Here is a 16,264-nt window from a genome sequence, read left to right as displayed (position 1 = left end):
GCTTCACCAACTGCCCATAGCCTTCGATGCTCGCAAAGGGCTGTGGGTAAGTGGCTGCGGAAAAGGGGGGTGTAGAAAAGGGGGTGTGGATAAGCCACCCCATGAGTCGTGCCCGATGCTGCGCTATCATGGCGGCATACATTCTTCACCGTCAGGAGCGCGACATGGCTTCCCTGCACGATCAACTGCGCGGCCTCGTCTATTCCACCGAGCATGGTGAGACCTGCCCCGACTGCCGACAGCCGATCAACGACTGCGAGTGCCAAGCATTGGCCGAACGCGAGCGCCTCGCCGGCCTGGATGGCATCGTGCGCATCCGCCGCGAGACCAGCGGTCGCAAGGGCAAGGGCGTGACCACCATCGACGGCGTGCCGCTTCCAGAGGCCGAGCTGAAGGCTCTGGCCAAGACCCTCAAGAAACGCTGCGGCACCGGTGGCGCCGTCAAGGACGGGATCATCGAGATCCAGGGCGACCAGCGAGATGCGCTCAAGGACGCCCTGGAAGCTCAGGGGTACAAGGTCAAGCTGGCCGGCGGTTAGGCACAGGCTAGGCTGGCGACGCCTCGAGAGCCGCGACCAGCGCGGCAAGCGTGGCGCCGATCGGCTGTTCGAGCTTGAGGGCAAACAGCTCATCCGCCCGGGTACGGCCGAGGTTGAGACAGGCGATCGGTGTACCCTGCTGAGCCGCCGCCCGGGCAAAGCGATAGCCCGAGTAGACCATCAGCGACGAACCGATCACCAGCAACGCATCGGCGTCACTCACGGCAGCCAGTGCCGTCTCGACGCGCGAAGTCGGCACGCTGTCACCGAAGAACACCACGTCCGGCTTGAGCACGCCTTGGCCGCAGCGACCGCAGGATGGCACCCGGAAGTCCGAGAAGTCGACCTCCAGATCGGCATCGCCATCCGGCCCCGCCGCGGCGTCGAGCTCGAGCCAGTGAGGGTTATGGGCCTTGAGCTCGGCATGCAGATCGTGACGCATGCGCAGCGCCTGACAGCTCATGCAGCGCACCAGCTCGGCCCGGCCATGCAGGTCGATGACTCGCCGGTTACCGGCGCGCTGATGCAGGCCATCGACGTTCTGAGTGATCAGGGTATGCACATGGCCCAGGGCCTCGAGCCGGGCCAGGGCATGATGCGCCGGCCCCGGACGCGCATCGCTGAGCGCACGGAAGCCGATCAGGGCCCGCGCCCAGTAGCGCTGACGGGAGGCGTGGCTCTGCATGAAGCGCTGGTGCTGCATGGGCGGCGGACGCTTCCAGTCACCGGCGGCGTCACGGTAGTCGGGAATGCCGCTCTCGGTGCTGACGCCGGCGCCGGTCAGCACCACCAACCGCGGGTGGGCTCGCACGAAGGCCGCTAGCGCCGCGACATCCACTTGACCGGCGATGGCATCATGGCCCCTTGAGTACGTAGGAGATGACGGGAGCATGGTCTCTCTCTAGGGTTGATAGAACGCTTCGGTTGATCGATCGATACTGTTCGCAAGTCGCTGCGGATGATTGATCGCGACGATTGATGGCCTGTCTAAGGCCTGGGCCATAGTCTCGACTACCGCGGCCCTCTAGAATGAATCTCTCGCATCCTTTCGGGCAAGGAGGCCTCGATGGCCTGGCTGGAATACCTGCTACCGCTGATCTTCCTTTTCCCGCTCGCGGCCATGGCAGTGAGCGTGGTGGCGCTGCGCAATCTGCACGACGCCCGAGTGAGCTCGCCCTTCGATGCCCATCCGCTGCGAGGCCCCGGCCAGGCGCTGCGCGACCGACTCGACCACGCCTTCGCGGGCCTATTCCTGGACGGCGCCCTGGGCCCGATCGTGGTGCTCGCACCGATGGTCTACGGCATGGGGAGAATGCTCTTCGCCGACCGCCAGAACTGGCTCGAATGGTCGCTTTACGGCGGGCTCAGCACGGCCCTGGTGCTGATCTGCTGTCTGCGCCTGATCAGTGATTTTCAGCGCATTCGCCGCCTCAAGCTGGGGCTCGCCTGCGAACTGGCGGTGGGCCAAGAACTGCAACGCCTGATTCGCCCCGAGACCCATCCTTTCTTTATCTTCCACGATATCCCCGCCGACACCTACACCATTGACCACGTGGCGGTCACGCCCCATGGCGTCTTCGTGGTCGAGACCCGCGCACGCACTCAGCCCCTGAACGCACGCGGCGTGCCGCAGACGCAGGTCGCGGTAGAGGGCACTCGGCTGCGCTTCCCCGGCTGGAGCGAGCGCCAGCCATTGCGCAAGACCCGCCAGGCCGCGGCCTGGCTGCGCCACTGGCTGAGCCGTGAATGCGATACCGAGGTGCCGGTGGCCGGCATCCTCGCCCTGCCAGGCTGGGACATCGACACTAGCGACGCCCCGGCGGATATTCAGGTAGTCGACGGCGACCGGCTCGCCACCCTGATCACCGAGACCCGGCTCGCGCCGCTGCCCGATGAGCTTCATGAGCGCATCAACCAGGCGCTGATGCGCCGGGGCACTCACCTGCTGCCCGCGCATCTTGCCGGGCCCTCGCTCTAGGATTCTCGCTCAAGGTCTCTCACTCTAGGATTCTCACTCCAGGGCTCTTGCTCCAGGGCTCTCGCTCTCGGCTCTTCGCGATAGCCCTTGCCGCCGTCCTTTATATGACGATCGAGGCCGCTACTGGTCACCGGCCATCACGCGCACCCGGGTCGCGCACCGTCCCCGCCCCAGCGACACCAGACTGTCCGCGGCGGGAAAGGCCGCCAGGCGCTCGGCGGCAATGCCGATGCGAATCTCGGTGAGCACTCGGTTACCGCGCCCCCCGCACTCAAGCCGCAGTGCCCGCCCCGTGCCCTCGCCAAAGGCGGCTTCAAAGACAGTGATCAGCGCGTTACGCGCGACCTCACCGCCACGATGCTGATTGACGAAGTCCCCAAAGACACTGGCATTGACCGTCTCACGCAAGGCCACGGCGGCGGCGAAGTAGTCATCGACCGGCAGCGCCAGGCAGGCCGCGTGCTTGGCGTACTGATAGCGGTCCAGACAGCTCGCCCGCCCCGGCATGGCACGATCCAGTGATTGATCCAACGCCTTTGGCAGATGGAAAGGCGGATGGGCACGGCAGAAACTGCCGCTTGCGCGCGACGACTCGATGAAGCAGCCCTGGCGCCACCACTGTTCGCGTACCACACCATCCGCGGCAAAGCGCGCCGGCAGCGAGGGCCACAGGCCATGAAGCACGAAGCCATCCGCCGCGCCTCGGGAAAGCGAGGCGTCACGACACTCCCGGGGCGGCTGGCGGCGGGTGCTACAGAAACCGGGATGCCAGGTCAGCGCCAGGGTGTAGTGGGCGAAGTCCGAGCCGCCGGGCGTACCGGAAAGCGCAGCAAGGGAAGAAAGCGCGGAAGGCTCAGAAGGCTCGACTGTCGAAGCGTCTGAACGGGCCATCGCCGGCCCGCTCATGGCCAGGGCGATTAACAGGCCGAGCGACAGGCTCAACAGCATGAATCTCAGCGACAATCTCAGCGACAATCTCAACGACAATCTCAACCACAATCTCAACGACAGGCCAGGCAGCGCGGAGCGTGTCGGCCCGCTACGCTGAACGGGCCAAGTCAGGCATCTAGGCATGCTCGCTCCTCTTCCAAGGGTCACTGGCTCAGAGATCACTAGCTCAAGGGTCACTGGCTCAAGGGTAACTGGCTTGGCGTTAGCGAATTCCGAGTTAGCTCGCTCCGCGAAAGCTCAGTCAAAGGGTACAGGGGTAAAGCGTCAATGGGATTAACAGGCGTCTCAAGGGGTTATCAAACAATGATCGATAATGCTTGCCAGACCCAGATCGCTCGGACAATAATCCGCGCCGTTCACAGGAGTTAACGAAACTTACCTCATGAAGATAATCACGTTCGACGTCTTTCGCACCCTGGGCCTGGCCGGCGTTCGCTACATCAAGCCCGAGCGTATGTACGATCATCTCGACGAGATCCAGGCGGCCGACTGGCTGCTGTTCCCGGCTTATTGGCAGGTGCACACCCTGGTCTATGGGCTCAAGGCGCGCATCTTCCCGAGCCTGGCCAGCTATCACCTGGGGCACAACAAGGTCGAACAGACGCGCGCCTTCATGGCGATTTGCCCAGAGCATGTCCCACCTACCGAGATCCTCGGCACGTCGCGTGCCTCGCTGGACCTTGTCGAGGCACGCTTCGGTTATCCCTTCATCGCCAAGCGTATCAAGAGCTCGATGGGTGACGGCGTCAGCCTGATCGACTGCCGCGAGGCGCTGGAGGCGCATATCGAGGACGAGCCGGTGCTCTACGCCCAACAGCGACTGCCGGTCGATCGTGACCTGCGCATCGTGGTGGTCGGCGGCGAGGTGCTCACTGCCTATTGGCGGGTCACACCGCTCGGCGGCTATCGCGCCAACGTCAGCCAGGGCGGTCGCGTCGAGCATGATGACATCCCCGAAGCGGCCACTGCTCTGGCGCTGCGCCTGGCCCGGGAACTCGATATCGACCATGCCGGCTTCGACATCGCCATGGTCGACGGCCATCCCTACGTGTTCGAGTTCAACCGCCTGTTCGGCAATCAAGGCATCGTCGACAGCAGCAAGCGCATCGGCCTTGCCATCCAGCGCGTGCTGGGGATTGGCAATGACCTGGATCCAGAACTGGACCCGGAACGCGATCCGGACGGCGCACCGCCGCTCAAGATGACTGCTTGAGGCGCGCCTGCCGAGGCGGCCGGCGCCACGATCAGTCGGCTTTCAAACGGCCGCCCATTTCCTGGGCCAGGTCCACCGCATAGTGATCGGTCATGCCGCCGATGAAATCGAGCATGCGCCGGTAGCTGTCGTAGAGGCTCCAGGACGGCCGCGGGGTATTCTCGCCGATCAGCGCCAGCACCCGCTGGTGCTTGAAGGTCGAATGCCCGGTGGTGTGTAGCTCATGGGCGGCGCCGATAAAGGCCTCGAGCAGGATACCGAGAGTCGTGTAGGCGCCGATCTCCAGCTTGGCCTTGCGCTCGTTCTGAAAGATGCGCTCACGGGCCAGCTGCTTGGCGGCGCTGACACCCCAGCCGAGATCCGGGTGGCAGAGTTCCAGCAGGTCATCGTTGAGGGCTCCTGCCAGCATTTCCTGCTCATGCTGGACGAAGACCGCACCGACATCATTCACCGCCCGCTCCATGGCCGCGCCACGCAGCGCGGCGATGCGGCGACGCTGGGACACACCCTGCTCGCTCATGGCGTGATAGTCCTCCGGTTCGCCGCCGGCGATCTGGATCAGGATATCGGCGACCTCATCGAAGCGCAGAATCCCCATCTCCAGCCCATCCTCGAGATCCAGCAGCGCATAGCAGATGTCGTCGGCCGCTTCGACCAGATAGGCCAGCGGATGGCGACACCAGGCCCAGTCGTCGCGCTGCTTGAGGCCGAGCCGCTGAGCCACCTCGGCGAGATGTTCGCGCTCGGACTGGTAGCAGCCGAACTTGCCGGCCCCGCCGCCGTGCTCCACCGTCCAGGGGTACTTGAGCAGGGTGCCAAGCGTCGCCCCGGTCAGGCGCATGCCGCCGTTGAACTGGTTGTACTCGATCTGGGTGACGATGCGAAAGCCCTGAGCGTTGCCCTCGTAGGTCAGCAGGTCGCGGCGCTGAAGCGGCGATAGCTCCTCGAGATAGCCAAGGCCATCGGCCTCGGCGCGCTTGAACCAATCGCGTATCGCATATTCGCCGGCATGGCCGAAGGGCGGGTTGCCGATGTCGTGCCCCAGGCACGCCGCCTGCACGATCACCCCTAGGTCGGCGGGAGTAATCCAGTCGGGCAGCCGCTCACGCAGCCCTTCGCCAACGATCATGCCAAGGCTACGGCCCACGCAGCCAACCTCCATCGAGTGGGTCAGGCGGGTGTGGATATGGTCGTTGTCGGTGAGCGGATGCACCTGCGTCTTGCGCCCCAGGCGCCGGAAGGAGCCGGAGAAGACGATCCGGTCATGGTCCTTGTGGAACGGGCTACGGCCCAGTTCCTCGCGGGATGCGCGAGGCTTGTCGTTAAGCCGGTGGGGGTCCAGCAGGCGTTCCCAGTGCATCAGCGTCATGACGCCTCCTCAGGTCAGGGCCTCCATTCTGGCACCCCCCTCGCCACCCGGCCAGTGCCGACCACGGCACGCAACGGCGTTCACTGCTCTCAGTCGTCGGCCAGCGCCGGCAGCAGCACCTTCAGTTTCCGAGTCAGGGTATTGCGCCCCCAGCCGAGCAGCTAGGCGGCTTCACCGATCTTGTGGAGAGCGCCCCCCCGGTGTGCTTTAGCGCGGTCTCGATGAGGATGCGCTCGTGAACCTTGGCAAGCGGCACCGCCTTCTGCCCTCAGTCGTCGGCCAGCGCCGGCAGCAACACCTTCAGTTTCCGGGTCAGGGTATTGCGCCCCCAGCCGAGCAGCTCGGCGGCCTCACCCTTACGCCCTCCGGTGTGCTTTAGCGCGGTCTCGATGAGGATGCGCTCGAAATCCGGCACCGCTTCTTCGAGCAGATGCGTCTGCCCGGCAGCCAGCGCGCGGTCGGCCCACTCGCGAAAGGCACTGCGCCAGTCGCCGGCGGCCACTTCGGTGCCCTCGGTTGTGCGAAGCTCCGGCGGCAGGTCGTCGATCAGCACCTCGCGCCCGGAGGCCATCACGGTCAGCCAGCGGCAGGTGTTCTCGAGCTGGCGCACGTTGCCCGGCCAGGGCAGTCGCGTCAGGTGCGCCTCGGCCTCCGGGGTCAGCACCTTGGCCTCGGTGGAAAGCTCCTTGGCCGCCTCGGCGAGAAAGTGCTGCGTCAGGCGCGGAATATCCTCGCGGCGCTCGGCGAGGGTCGGCAGGTGCACGCGAATCACGTTGAGGCGGTGGAACAGGTCCTCGCGAAAGCGCCCGTCGCTGACCAGGGTCTCAAGATTCTGGTGAGTGGCGGCGATTATGCGCACGTCGGCCTTCACCGAGACATGCCCGCCGACCCGGTAGAATTCGCCGTCGGCCAGCACCCTCAGGAGGCGAGTCTGGGTATCCGGCGGCATGTCACCGATCTCATCGAGGAACAGCGTGCCGCCGTCGGCCTGCTCGAAGCGTCCCCGGCGCTGAGCGGCGGCGCCGGTGAAGGCGCCCTTCTCGTGGCCGAACAGCTCGGACTCCATCAGGTCCTTGGGAATTGCCGCCATGTTCAGGGCGATAAAGGGCTTGCCGGCCCGCGGGCTGTGCTGGTGCAGCGCCTGGGCGACACGTTCCTTGCCGGTACCGGACTCGCCGTTGATCAGCACGGTGATGTTCGAGTGCGAGAGCCGGCCGATGGCGCGGAACACTTCCTGCATCGCCGGCGCCTCGCCGATGATCTCGGCGCTCAGGCCCTCTGGCGCCTCGGCCGGCCGCTGGCGCTCGCGGGCGTGAGCCACGGCGCGGCGCACCAGCGCCAGCGCCTCGTCGACGTCAAAGGGCTTCGGCAGGTACTCGAAGGCACCGCCCTGATAGGACGCCACGGCGCTGTCGAGATCCGAGTGAGCGGTCATCACGATCACCGGCATATCCGGATGTCGTTCGCGGACCCGCGCCATCAGCTCGAGGCCATCCAGCCCCGGCATGCGAATATCGGTGACCAGCACATCGGGCGGCGATGCCTCGAGGCTGGCCAGCGCCGCATCGGCGCGCTCGAAGCTTTCGACCGAAAGGTCCGGCTGCGCCAGGGAGCGCTCCAGTACCCAACGGATGGCACGGTCGTCGTCGACGATAACGATACGCGCGGGTTCGGTCATGATGCCTCCAGCGGGGTCAGGGCGTAAGCAGTGAGAAATACGTTAGTGCCCATCATGTTCGGGCTTCCTTGCGTTGCGGCGGCGCATCCAGCGGCACCAGTAACCGGAATTCGGTGGCACCCGGCTCGCTGTCGCATTCGATCAGCCCCTGGTGCTTGTGCAGGATGGATTGGGCGATCGACAGCCCCAGACCGCTGCCCTCGGCGCGACCGGACACCATCGGGAAGAACAGGGTCTCGCGCAGCGACTTGGGAATGCCCGGGCCGTTGTCGATGATCGCCACCTCGCAGACCAGCCGATGGCGCTCGGTACCGAGAGTGAACTGGCGCCGAGCGCGGGTGCGCAGCGTCAGCCTCGGGGCCTTGGTACCGGCATCACCCATGGCCTCGACCGCGTTGCGGGCAATGTTGAGCACCGCCTGAATCATTCGCGCCTCGTCGCCCTGCAGCTCCGGCAGGCTGGGGTCATAGTCCCGCACCAGCCGCACTTGCGGGTGTTCGGCGGTGATCAGCGAACGCACTCTCTCGAGCACCTTGTGGATGTTGAAGAGCGCATCATGGGCCGGCTGGTTGGGGCCAAGCATGCGGTCGACCAGGTCACGCAGCCGATCCGCCTCCTCGACGATGACGCGAGTGAACTCCTTAAGCGACGGGTCCGGCAGGTCGCGCTCCAGCAGCTGTGCCGCGCCGCGAATCCCACCGAGCGGATTCTTGATCTCGTGGGCCAGCCCGCGAGTCAGGGTCTTGATGGTCTGCTGACGGGCGATCAGCGCCTCCTCGCGGGAGATGCGCATCAGGCGGTCGCGAGGCTCGATCTCGAGCAGCAGCTCCTCTTTCGACAGCGGCGTCACCGTGAAGTCGGCGGTTACCACCTCGCCGCTGCCGGTGGTCAGCACCGCCTCACGCTGGGTGAACGGGTGCAGCTCATCGCGGGCCTTGCACAGCACGCCGGAAATGGCGCCGTCGATACCTTCCAGAGGCTCAAGGCAGGTGCCATGAACCCTTTTGAGGCTGACGGCCAGCAGTGCCTCAGCGGCAGGATTCATCCAGCGCACCCGGAGACCGCCGTCCAGCAACAGGACGGCCGCACTCAGATGCTCCAGCAGACGTTGGTACATGGTGCACTTCGCTCGGTCAGCATTCCCTATAGCTGTGCAAGAACCGCGCCAGCCTGCACAAGGCCGCCATTACAGCCATAGAGAAACAAGAGTCATCATTGACTGCACCATGTTAGTGCAAAACCATGTCCACTGTCGCCGCAGGCCTCACCATAAGCGACTGCTGCGGCGAGGAAGCAGAGGGGAATCAAGAAGCGTGGCGCCGATTATGGCGCCGCGCTATTTGAGCCGCCAGCATTGCCGGAATTGCTGGGGTTATTCGGATTGCGGGGCAGGTTGACGCTGGCGCGCTGCACGAAGAGCGTTACCGGCTCACTGCGATGGCGCACCCGGCCATCGGCATCCAGCAGTTCGGCTACCAGTTGGTGCTCGCCGCGTTCAAGGCCGGTCACCATGAACACCGGCGAGTGCATCGCCGACTGGCTGATCTGGCCATCGACCAACAGGCGCACCCGATGATCGTCACGCAGCTCAGGCTCGATCGACAGCTCGACCTGGACATTGCCGGCATAGCCCGTCGGCAGCGTCTGCTCATTCTTGGGGGACGCGATGCGAAAGGTCGAATAGGGCAGGAAGGGAGGTGCCGCCGGCTGGCTGTTGCTATTGCGTGCGCTACTTCGCGGGCTACTACTGAGTGACGACGAAGACGCATCGGGGGTCGCCGGCACCACGGTCAGCGGGGAAAGCGTCACCGCTTCGCCGCTATCCGGACGATCGGAGTAACTGACGTTGCCCTGCTCGTCGACGTGGCGGTATACCGTGGCCGCCGACGCGATGACGGGCACCAGGACGAGTAGCAAGGACGCGACCGCCAGCGACATCACTCTCGACCGCGTCCTCAACGGCAGCATTCTCAACGGCCCCTTCTCCGGCCAGACCGCCGACATGGCGCCGGTGGCGACTCTCCTGACGCTTAGCATCACTTGCTCTCCCTGGGTCGACGGCTGGCTACTGGCTACTGGCTACTGGCTACTGGCTACTGGCTACGCCGAGTGTAACCAAAAAAGGGGGCCGCGTGAGCGGCCCCCTTGGGCGACTAACCAGCTCACCGGCCATTGAGCCGGCGGCGGCAATCAGCAGCTGTTCTTAGCAGCTGTTCTTAGCAACTATAGTACATGTCGAACTCGACCGGATGCGTGGTCATACGCAGACGCTCGACGTCTTCTTCCTTGAGCTCGATGTAGGCATCGATCATGTCGTCGGTGAAGACGCCACCTTCGGTCAGGAAGGCACGATCGGCGTCCAGCGCGTCCAGGGCCTGGTCCAGGCTCTCGGCGACGGTGGGAATGGCCTTGCCCTCTTCCGGCGGCAGGTCATAGAGGTTCTTGTCCATGGCATCGCCAGGATGGATCTTGTTCTTGATGCCATCGAGGCCGGCCATCAGCATCGCCGAGAAGCACAGGTAGGGGTTGGCGGTCGGGTCCGGGAAGCGGGCCTCGATGCGCTTGCCCTTCGGGCTTGCGGTGTAGGGAATGCGGATGGACGCGGAGCGGTTACGCGCCGAGTAGGCCAGCATCACCGGCGCTTCGAAGCCCGGCACCAGACGCTTGTAGGAGTTGGTAGAAGCGTTGGTGAAGGCGTTCAGGGCACGAGCGTGCTTGATGATGCCGCCGATGTAGTAGAGCGCCATTTCGGACAGGCCCGCGTACTCGTCACCGGCAAACTGGTTGACGCCGTCTTTCCAGAAGGACTGGTGGACGTGCATGCCGGAACCGTTGTCACCGACCAGCGGCTTGGGCATGAAGGTGGCCGTCTTGCCATAGGCGTGAGCCACGTTGTGGATCACGTACTTCATGGACTGCACTTCGTCGGCCTTCTTGACCAGGGTGTTGAACTTGACCCCGATCTCGTTCTGGCCGGCGTTGGACACCTCGTGGTGGTGCACTTCGACGCTCTGGCCGATGGCTTCCAGGGTGTTACACATGGCGCCGCGCATGTCGTGGAAGCTATCCACCGGCGGGACCGGGAAGTAGCCGCCCTTGACGCGCGGACGGTGACCCAGGTTGCCGCCTTCGACGACGCTGTCGGTGGCCCAGGCACCTTCTTCGGAGGTGATCTTGTACATGGAGCCCTGGATATCGGACTTCCAGTGCACTTCGTCGAAGATGAAGAACTCGGGTTCCGGCCCGAAGAAGGCGGTATCGCCAAGGCCGGTGGACTGCAGGTACGCCTCGGCGCGCTTGGCGATGGAGCGCGGATCACGCTCGTAGCCCTGCATGGTGGCCGGCTCGATGATATCGCAGCGCAGCACCAGGGTGGCGTCTTCGGTGAACGGGTCCAGGTAGGCGCTGCCGTCTTCCGGGCGCAGGATCATGTCGGACTCGTTGATGCCCTTCCAGCCAGAGATGGAAGAACCATCGAACATCTGGCCGTTGTCGAAGAATTCCTCGTCCACGGAGTGCGCCGGAATGGTGACATGCTGCTCTTTACCGATGGTATCGGTGAAGCGCAGGTCTACCCACTTGATGTCGTGTTCTTCGATCAGTGCGAGGGTCTTCTCAGACATGGTGTCCTCCAGAGGATGAGCGATGGCTCTTGTGGTTGGCGTGCGTGCCCGGCGAGGTCGTTACGTGCCTCGGGCCCGCCGCTATAGCAAAACGGGACCGAATCGTTTGTACCATGCCAAAGGCCTCAGGCCCATGGTCGCCGGTACAGGACATGAAAGGTGTCATGTCACTGCAAAATGTCACTGGAAAGTATAATGCAGGGGACGTGCCAAAATGGCGCATAGCGGACAAAGGAAAGGAATAACCGGCTGATTAAAAATGACTTTTTCCTGATCACCACCAACGAAAAGACCCCATTATTCGCCTTTTTGGACGCGTCTCTCGTCTTGCTGGCGCACTCTATGCACCAAAATTGAACACAATTAACCGGGCATGCACCAAAACATCACACCCGTGACGCCGCGTGCCACGTTGAGCCGTCCCACCAGTTTGAATGAGTCGAACCAAGCCCTCGGACCCCGGTCATATCAGCTAAAGATAGTATTGCTACCTTATGAAACTCAAAGCTACACTTTATTACACAGCAAAGGTGCAGCCTGGCGCCTTCGTTGCCCGAAATGCCTGGAGCCGGTGACATCCCACACCGCGATACGCCCCCATGAGCGCGTTGCCCAAATCCACGCAGGAGCGTCACCGCAGATGAAGGCCTATAGCATTATCGTTGATTCCAGGCTCATGGGCGCTCAACTGCCACGCTGCCTGGCCACCCTCAACGAAGCCGTGCGCCGGCATCCGGCGCGGGTCGACATCCAGGTCATCGGCACCGCCGAGAACGCACGCCTGGCGACGCTGAGCCGACGCTTCGGCGGCCGTTTCACCGTCTGCGATCACGCCACCTTCGGCGCCCGTGGCAACGCCATCGCCCGCATCACCTCTGCCGACATCCTGGTCTTTCTCTCTCCCCACGGACGGCTACGCAGCAGCTGGCTCAGCCAGGTCGACAACCTGCTAGAGCATCAGCAATGGGATGCCATGACCTTCCAGCCCCATACCCCCGCACTGATAACGACCCTGCGGCGGCTGTGGCATGTCGCCACCCCACCCGGTACCCTGTGCATCGCCCGCCAGTGGTTCGAGCGCATCGGAGGCTTCGATACCGGCCTCGACGACACCGCTCACGAAGACCTGGTGGAGCGTCTGCGCGCTTGTCATGCGCGTATCATGGAAATATCGCTATAATTCCGCGTTCCTCAATGAGCAACGCAACGAGTTAAAGACGAGTTCAAGAGAGTATCCCCGGATCACCCTCGCGCCCGTTCTGATCCCCGCCTGGTCCCTCTCCACGTGTCAATCACGTCCTTCGTGTCGTGCGGCCAACGCCGATCGGGTCCGCCTATGCCGGATGTCGCCCTGATTCAAGGCATCCAGGCCAAGGATTCAAGCGCTGGGTATCAAGGACTTGGTGCTGACCGCGGCGAGAATTCGCGCGCCGCGCTGGTAGGGGCACCGGCCCGGATACTATAATGTCGCCCAATTTTCGCAGCAGGATCCCTTCGTGATCGAGAATCTTCGCAACATCGCCATCATCGCCCACGTTGACCACGGCAAGACGACCCTGGTCGACAAGCTCCTCAGTCAGTCCGGCACCCTCGACCGCAAGGCCGAAGGCCAAGAGCGGATCATGGACTCCAATGACCAGGAGAAAGAACGCGGCATCACCATCCTGGCCAAGAACACCGCGATCCGTTGGCACGACACCACCGCCGACACCGACTACCACATCAACATCGTCGACACGCCGGGACACGCCGACTTCGGTGGTGAGGTCGAGCGCGTGATGTCGATGGTCGATTCCGTGCTGCTGATGGTCGATGCGGTCGATGGCCCGATGCCCCAGACCCGCTTCGTGACCCAGAAAGCCTTCGACCAGGGCCTCAAGCCGATCGTCGTGGTCAACAAGATCGACCGCCCCGGCGCACGTCCGGACTGGGTCATCGACCAGATTTTCGATCTGTTCGACAACCTCGGCGCCAGCGACGAGCAGCTCGACTTCCCGATCATCTACTGCTCGGCCCTGAACGGCGTCGCCGGTGAAGAGCCGGAAACCCTCGCCGACGACATGACGCCGATGTTCCGCGCCATCGTCGATATCGTCGAGCCGCCCAAGGTCGAACTCGACGGCCCGCTGCAGATGCAGATTTCCGCGCTGGACTACAACAGCTACGTCGGCGTCATCGGCCTTGGCCGCATCAAGCGCGGCGCCATCAGCCCCGGCCAGCAGGTCAGCGTCATCACCAAGGAAGGCAGCACCCGCAAGGGCAAGATCGGCCAGGTAATGACCCACATGGGCCTCGAGCGCGTGCAGACCGAAAAGGCCACCGCCGGCGACATCGTCTGCATCACTGGCATCGACGCCCTGGCGATCTCCGACACCATCTGTGATCCGGCCAACGTCGAAGCACTGCCGGCGCTGTCCGTCGACGAGCCGACCGTGTCCATGACCTTCCAGGTCAACGACTCGCCGATGGCCGGCCGCGACGGCAAGTACGTCACCAGCCGTAACATCAAGGATCGCCTCGAGCAGGAACTGATCCACAATGTCGCGCTGCGCGTCGAGCAGGGCGAAACCCCCGAGAAGTTCAAGGTCTCCGGCCGTGGCGAGCTGCACCTCTCGGTGCTGATCGAAAGCATGCGTCGTGAAGGCTTCGAGCTGGCCGTGGGCCGCCCCGAAGTGATCATCCGCGAGATCGACGGCGTCAAGAAGGAGCCCTACGAAGAAGTCATCATCGACTGTGAAGAGGAGCATCAGGGCTCCATCATGGAAGAGCTCGGCTACCGTAAGGGCGAGATGACCAACATGAACCCGGACGGCAAGGGTCGTGTGCGCCTGGACTTCATCATCCCGGCACGTGGCCTGATCGGCTTCCGCGGTCAGTTCCTGACCCTGACCTCCGGTACCGGCATCCTCACCAGCCGCTTCGATCACTACGGCGAGCTCAAGCCCGATGCCTCCATCGAGCGTCGCAACGGCGTGCTGGTCTCCATGGTCCCCGGCAAGGCCCTGGCCTACGCCCTCTTCGCCCTGCAGGATCGCGGCAAGCTGATCGTCGAGCACGGCACCGAGGTCTACGAAGGCATGCTGATCGGCATCAACAACCGCGCCGACGACATGGTGGTCAACCCGACCAAGGCCAAGAAGCTCGACAACATGCGCGCCTCGGGCAACGACGAGAACCTCGTGCTGACGCCGCCGATTCGCTTCACCCTCGAGCAGGCCATCGAGTTCCTCGACAGCGACGAGCTGGTCGAAATCACCCCGAACCACATTCGCCTGCGCAAGAAGCACCTCAAGGAAAACGAGCGCAAGCGCGCCAAGAAGGGCTAACTTACGCCCCGGCGCTCTTCGGAGCGCCGTCGCCCTTGAAGGTCACGGCGCACAGCGCCATGATCAACAAAGCCCACCGCTTGCGGTGGGCTTTTTCGTTGGTCGCAAAAATGACTCATCTAAGGGCTGAGCTACGTACTAAGCTAAGTACCAAGCTAAGTACTAATCTACGGGCTAATCCAGGGGGTAAGCTAAGTGCTAATCTAGGGGGTAAGCTAAGCACTAAGATAAGTACTATCCAAGAAGAGCGTCCGGCCAGGCGAAGCGCCCATACGCCAGACGCACGTCGCAGCAGATTCATTCCCTGAACTCATGGCCCTGAGTTAATGACAAAGAGTTGATATCCAAGAGTTAATAACCCCGAGTTCATTGCCCGATAAGGAGCGCCAAGATGCACAAGCACGTGGAATGGGATGACCCCGGCAAGTACAGCGTGCTCGCCTTCTACGCCAATACCCAAGACGAGTACGTCGAGCCGCACCCGGGCAGCATCATCACCGGCCACTACCATGGCATCACCGCCCGCGTGCGGGTCGAGGCCTTCGTCGACGGCGACACCAGCATCGGCGAAGTGGTCGCCCTGACCAACCCGCGCACCGGCGAGCGCAAGCAGGCCCACGGCAAACTCAGCATCGGCGACATGGTGCGCCTGCCCGACGCCATGCGTGCCATCGAGTCAACGCTACCCGATGACGACGACTAGCCCGGCTTGGCTAAGCGCATAATGACCAGGCTCGTATTGGCCAAGCTCGTATTGACCAGATCGTCCTGACTGCCGTGAGCAGCGATGTCGCTGCTCCGCCCCGGAGGTTCGCCATGAAAGCCCTTTATTCGCTGCTGCTGAGTGTCGCTGCCGCTCCGGCGCTGGCCGGTCAGGCCGTCGACTACGAGATCAACGGCCAGCCCTATCAGGGCTACCACGCCGCCGCCCAGGGCGAGCCCAAGGGCGGCGTGCTGATCATTCACGACTGGGATGGGCTGACCGACTACGAGATCCGCCGCGCCGACATGCTGGCCGCGCAGGGCTATGACGCCTTCGCCGCCGACCTCTACGGCGCCGGCAACCGCCCGGTGGATACCGACGCCAAGAAGGCCGAGACCGCCAAGCTCTACGAAGACCGCGAGGCCATGCGCGAGCGCACCCTGGCGGCACTCGCCCAGGCGCAGCGACTGGGCGCCACCGACACCGTGGTGATGGGCTACTGCTTCGGCGGCGCCGTGGTCCTCGAGCTGGCTCGCTCCGGCCTCGCCGAGCACATCAAGGGCTACGCCACCTTCCATGGCGGCCTCGCCACTCCCGAAGGCCAAGCCTACCCCGCCGACATGCCGCCACTGCTGGTGGCTCATGGCGGCGCCGACGAGTCGATCGGCATGGACCAGGTCGCCGCCCTATCCCAGGAGCTTGAAGCCGCCAACGCCACCTACGAGATACAGATCTACTCCGGCGCCCCGCATGCCTTCACCGTGCTGGGCAGCGACCGCTACGACGCTCGCGCCGACCAGCACTCCTGGGCCGCCTTCAAGGACCTGCTCGAGGAAGTGCTATAACCGCTGTCGTGGCGTCATTCGACATGTCTCATCGACAGA

At 63.8% G+C, this 16,264-nt stretch carries 14 protein-coding genes and 1 pseudogene; 7 read left to right on the top strand and 8 right to left on the bottom strand.

Annotated features, from left to right (window positions below; genetic code table 11):
• The first annotated feature begins 164 nt into the window (after window positions 1-164).
• On the top strand, window positions 165-539 hold the full coding sequence (locus Q2K57_RS08385; protein WP_112056116.1) for a translation initiation factor Sui1: 375 nt from the start codon (window positions 165-167) through the stop codon (window positions 537-539).
• Between the two features lie 7 nt (window positions 540-546).
• On the opposite strand, the gene Q2K57_RS08380 is transcribed toward Q2K57_RS08385, so the two are convergent.
• Window positions 547-1,431 carry an NAD-dependent protein deacetylase gene (locus Q2K57_RS08380; protein WP_304526629.1) on the bottom strand — a complete coding sequence of 295 codons (885 nt, stop codon included), beginning with the start codon at window positions 1,429-1,431 and terminating at the stop codon, window positions 547-549.
• 174 nt (window positions 1,432-1,605) lie between these two features.
• On the opposite strand from Q2K57_RS08380, the gene Q2K57_RS08375 reads away from it, so the two are divergent.
• Window positions 1,606-2,517, top strand: a complete 912-nt coding sequence (locus Q2K57_RS08375; RefSeq protein ID WP_304526628.1) for a nuclease-related domain-containing protein — start codon at window positions 1,606-1,608, stop codon at window positions 2,515-2,517.
• 120 nt (window positions 2,518-2,637) lie between these two features.
• Here the strand turns inward: Q2K57_RS08375 and Q2K57_RS08370 are convergent, their stop codons facing one another.
• Window positions 2,638-3,465, bottom strand: a complete 828-nt coding sequence (locus Q2K57_RS08370; protein WP_304526627.1) for a ribonuclease I — start codon at window positions 3,463-3,465, stop codon at window positions 2,638-2,640.
• Between the two features lie 385 nt (window positions 3,466-3,850).
• On the opposite strand from Q2K57_RS08370, the gene Q2K57_RS08365 reads away from it, so the two are divergent.
• Complete coding sequence (locus Q2K57_RS08365; protein ID WP_304526626.1) at window positions 3,851-4,681, top strand: RimK family alpha-L-glutamate ligase; 831 nt, start codon at window positions 3,851-3,853, stop codon at window positions 4,679-4,681.
• Between the two features lie 31 nt (window positions 4,682-4,712).
• On the opposite strand, the gene Q2K57_RS08360 is transcribed toward Q2K57_RS08365, so the two are convergent.
• The 6 genes and pseudogenes from Q2K57_RS08360 to glnA form a co-directional block, all read right to left on the bottom strand.
• Window positions 4,713-6,050: a deoxyguanosinetriphosphate triphosphohydrolase gene (locus Q2K57_RS08360; RefSeq protein ID WP_304526625.1), complete on the bottom strand. Its 1,338-nt coding sequence runs from the start codon at window positions 6,048-6,050 to the stop codon at window positions 4,713-4,715.
• Between the two features lie 89 nt (window positions 6,051-6,139).
• Window positions 6,140-6,285 (bottom strand): annotated as a pseudogene (locus Q2K57_RS18350) (helix-turn-helix domain-containing protein); the annotation flags it as partial.
• 33 nt (window positions 6,286-6,318) lie between these two features.
• On the bottom strand, window positions 6,319-7,728 hold the full coding sequence (gene glnG, locus Q2K57_RS08355; RefSeq protein WP_112056111.1) for a nitrogen regulation protein NR(I): 1,410 nt from the start codon (window positions 7,726-7,728) through the stop codon (window positions 6,319-6,321).
• A gap of 52 nt (window positions 7,729-7,780) precedes the next feature.
• Window positions 7,781-8,845: a nitrogen regulation protein NR(II) gene (gene glnL / locus Q2K57_RS08350; protein ID WP_304526624.1), complete on the bottom strand. Its 1,065-nt coding sequence runs from the start codon at window positions 8,843-8,845 to the stop codon at window positions 7,781-7,783.
• A 206-nt stretch (window positions 8,846-9,051) separates the two neighbouring features.
• Window positions 9,052-9,765: a DUF4124 domain-containing protein gene (locus Q2K57_RS08345; RefSeq protein ID WP_304526623.1), complete on the bottom strand. Its 714-nt coding sequence runs from the start codon at window positions 9,763-9,765 to the stop codon at window positions 9,052-9,054.
• A gap of 179 nt (window positions 9,766-9,944) precedes the next feature.
• A complete protein-coding gene (glnA, locus tag Q2K57_RS08340; protein WP_112056107.1) occupies window positions 9,945-11,351 on the bottom strand; it encodes a glutamate--ammonia ligase in 1,407 nt (468 codons plus the stop codon).
• Window positions 11,352-11,991: 640 nt separating this feature from the next.
• On the opposite strand from glnA, the gene Q2K57_RS08335 reads away from it, so the two are divergent.
• The 4 genes from Q2K57_RS08335 to Q2K57_RS08320 all read left to right on the top strand — a co-directional run bounded on the left by Q2K57_RS08335 (window position 11,992) and on the right by Q2K57_RS08320 (window position 16,225).
• Window positions 11,992-12,531 carry a hypothetical protein gene (locus Q2K57_RS08335; RefSeq protein WP_304526622.1) on the top strand — a complete coding sequence of 180 codons (540 nt, stop codon included), beginning with the start codon at window positions 11,992-11,994 and terminating at the stop codon, window positions 12,529-12,531.
• A 316-nt stretch (window positions 12,532-12,847) separates the two neighbouring features.
• A complete protein-coding gene (typA, locus tag Q2K57_RS08330; RefSeq protein ID WP_112056105.1) occupies window positions 12,848-14,677 on the top strand; it encodes a translational GTPase TypA in 1,830 nt (609 codons plus the stop codon).
• 391 nt (window positions 14,678-15,068) lie between these two features.
• Window positions 15,069-15,380 carry a hypothetical protein gene (locus tag Q2K57_RS08325; protein ID WP_304526621.1) on the top strand — a complete coding sequence of 104 codons (312 nt, stop codon included), beginning with the start codon at window positions 15,069-15,071 and terminating at the stop codon, window positions 15,378-15,380.
• A gap of 113 nt (window positions 15,381-15,493) precedes the next feature.
• Window positions 15,494-16,225, top strand: coding sequence for a dienelactone hydrolase family protein (locus Q2K57_RS08320; RefSeq protein WP_304526620.1), 732 nt, complete (start codon window positions 15,494-15,496; stop codon window positions 16,223-16,225).
• Window positions 16,226-16,264: the final 39 nt, after the last annotated feature.

Origin of the sequence: Halomonas sp. I5-271120, assembly GCF_030553075.1 — a bacterium.
Lineage (GTDB): Bacteria > Pseudomonadota > Gammaproteobacteria > Pseudomonadales > Halomonadaceae > Onishia > Onishia taeanensis_A.
This window is presented reverse-complemented; position numbering and strand designations above follow the sequence as displayed.

Excerpts from the sequence above, each read along its gene's own strand:
- glnL (WP_304526624.1), bottom strand. The coding sequence starts at position 8,845 with ATGTACCAACGTCTGCTGGAGCATCTGAGTGCGGCCGTCCTGTTGCTG.
- glnG (WP_112056111.1), bottom strand. The coding sequence starts at position 7,728 with ATGACCGAACCCGCGCGTATCGTTATCGTCGACGACGACCGTGCCATC.
- glnA (WP_112056107.1), bottom strand. The coding sequence starts at position 11,351 with ATGTCTGAGAAGACCCTCGCACTGATCGAAGAACACGACATCAAGTGG.
- Q2K57_RS08375 (WP_304526628.1), top strand. The coding sequence starts at position 1,606 with ATGGCCTGGCTGGAATACCTGCTACCGCTGATCTTCCTTTTCCCGCTC.
- Q2K57_RS08345 (WP_304526623.1), bottom strand. The coding sequence starts at position 9,765 with ATGCTAAGCGTCAGGAGAGTCGCCACCGGCGCCATGTCGGCGGTCTGG.
- Q2K57_RS08360 (WP_304526625.1), bottom strand. The coding sequence starts at position 6,050 with ATGACGCTGATGCACTGGGAACGCCTGCTGGACCCCCACCGGCTTAAC.
- Q2K57_RS08335 (WP_304526622.1), top strand. The coding sequence starts at position 11,992 with ATGAAGGCCTATAGCATTATCGTTGATTCCAGGCTCATGGGCGCTCAA.
- Q2K57_RS08325 (WP_304526621.1), top strand. The coding sequence starts at position 15,069 with ATGCACAAGCACGTGGAATGGGATGACCCCGGCAAGTACAGCGTGCTC.
- Q2K57_RS08365 (WP_304526626.1), top strand. The coding sequence starts at position 3,851 with ATGAAGATAATCACGTTCGACGTCTTTCGCACCCTGGGCCTGGCCGGC.
- Q2K57_RS08385 (WP_112056116.1), top strand. The coding sequence starts at position 165 with ATGGCTTCCCTGCACGATCAACTGCGCGGCCTCGTCTATTCCACCGAG.
- Q2K57_RS08380 (WP_304526629.1), bottom strand. The coding sequence starts at position 1,431 with ATGCTCCCGTCATCTCCTACGTACTCAAGGGGCCATGATGCCATCGCC.
- Q2K57_RS08320 (WP_304526620.1), top strand. The coding sequence starts at position 15,494 with ATGAAAGCCCTTTATTCGCTGCTGCTGAGTGTCGCTGCCGCTCCGGCG.
- Q2K57_RS08370 (WP_304526627.1), bottom strand. The coding sequence starts at position 3,465 with ATGCTGTTGAGCCTGTCGCTCGGCCTGTTAATCGCCCTGGCCATGAGC.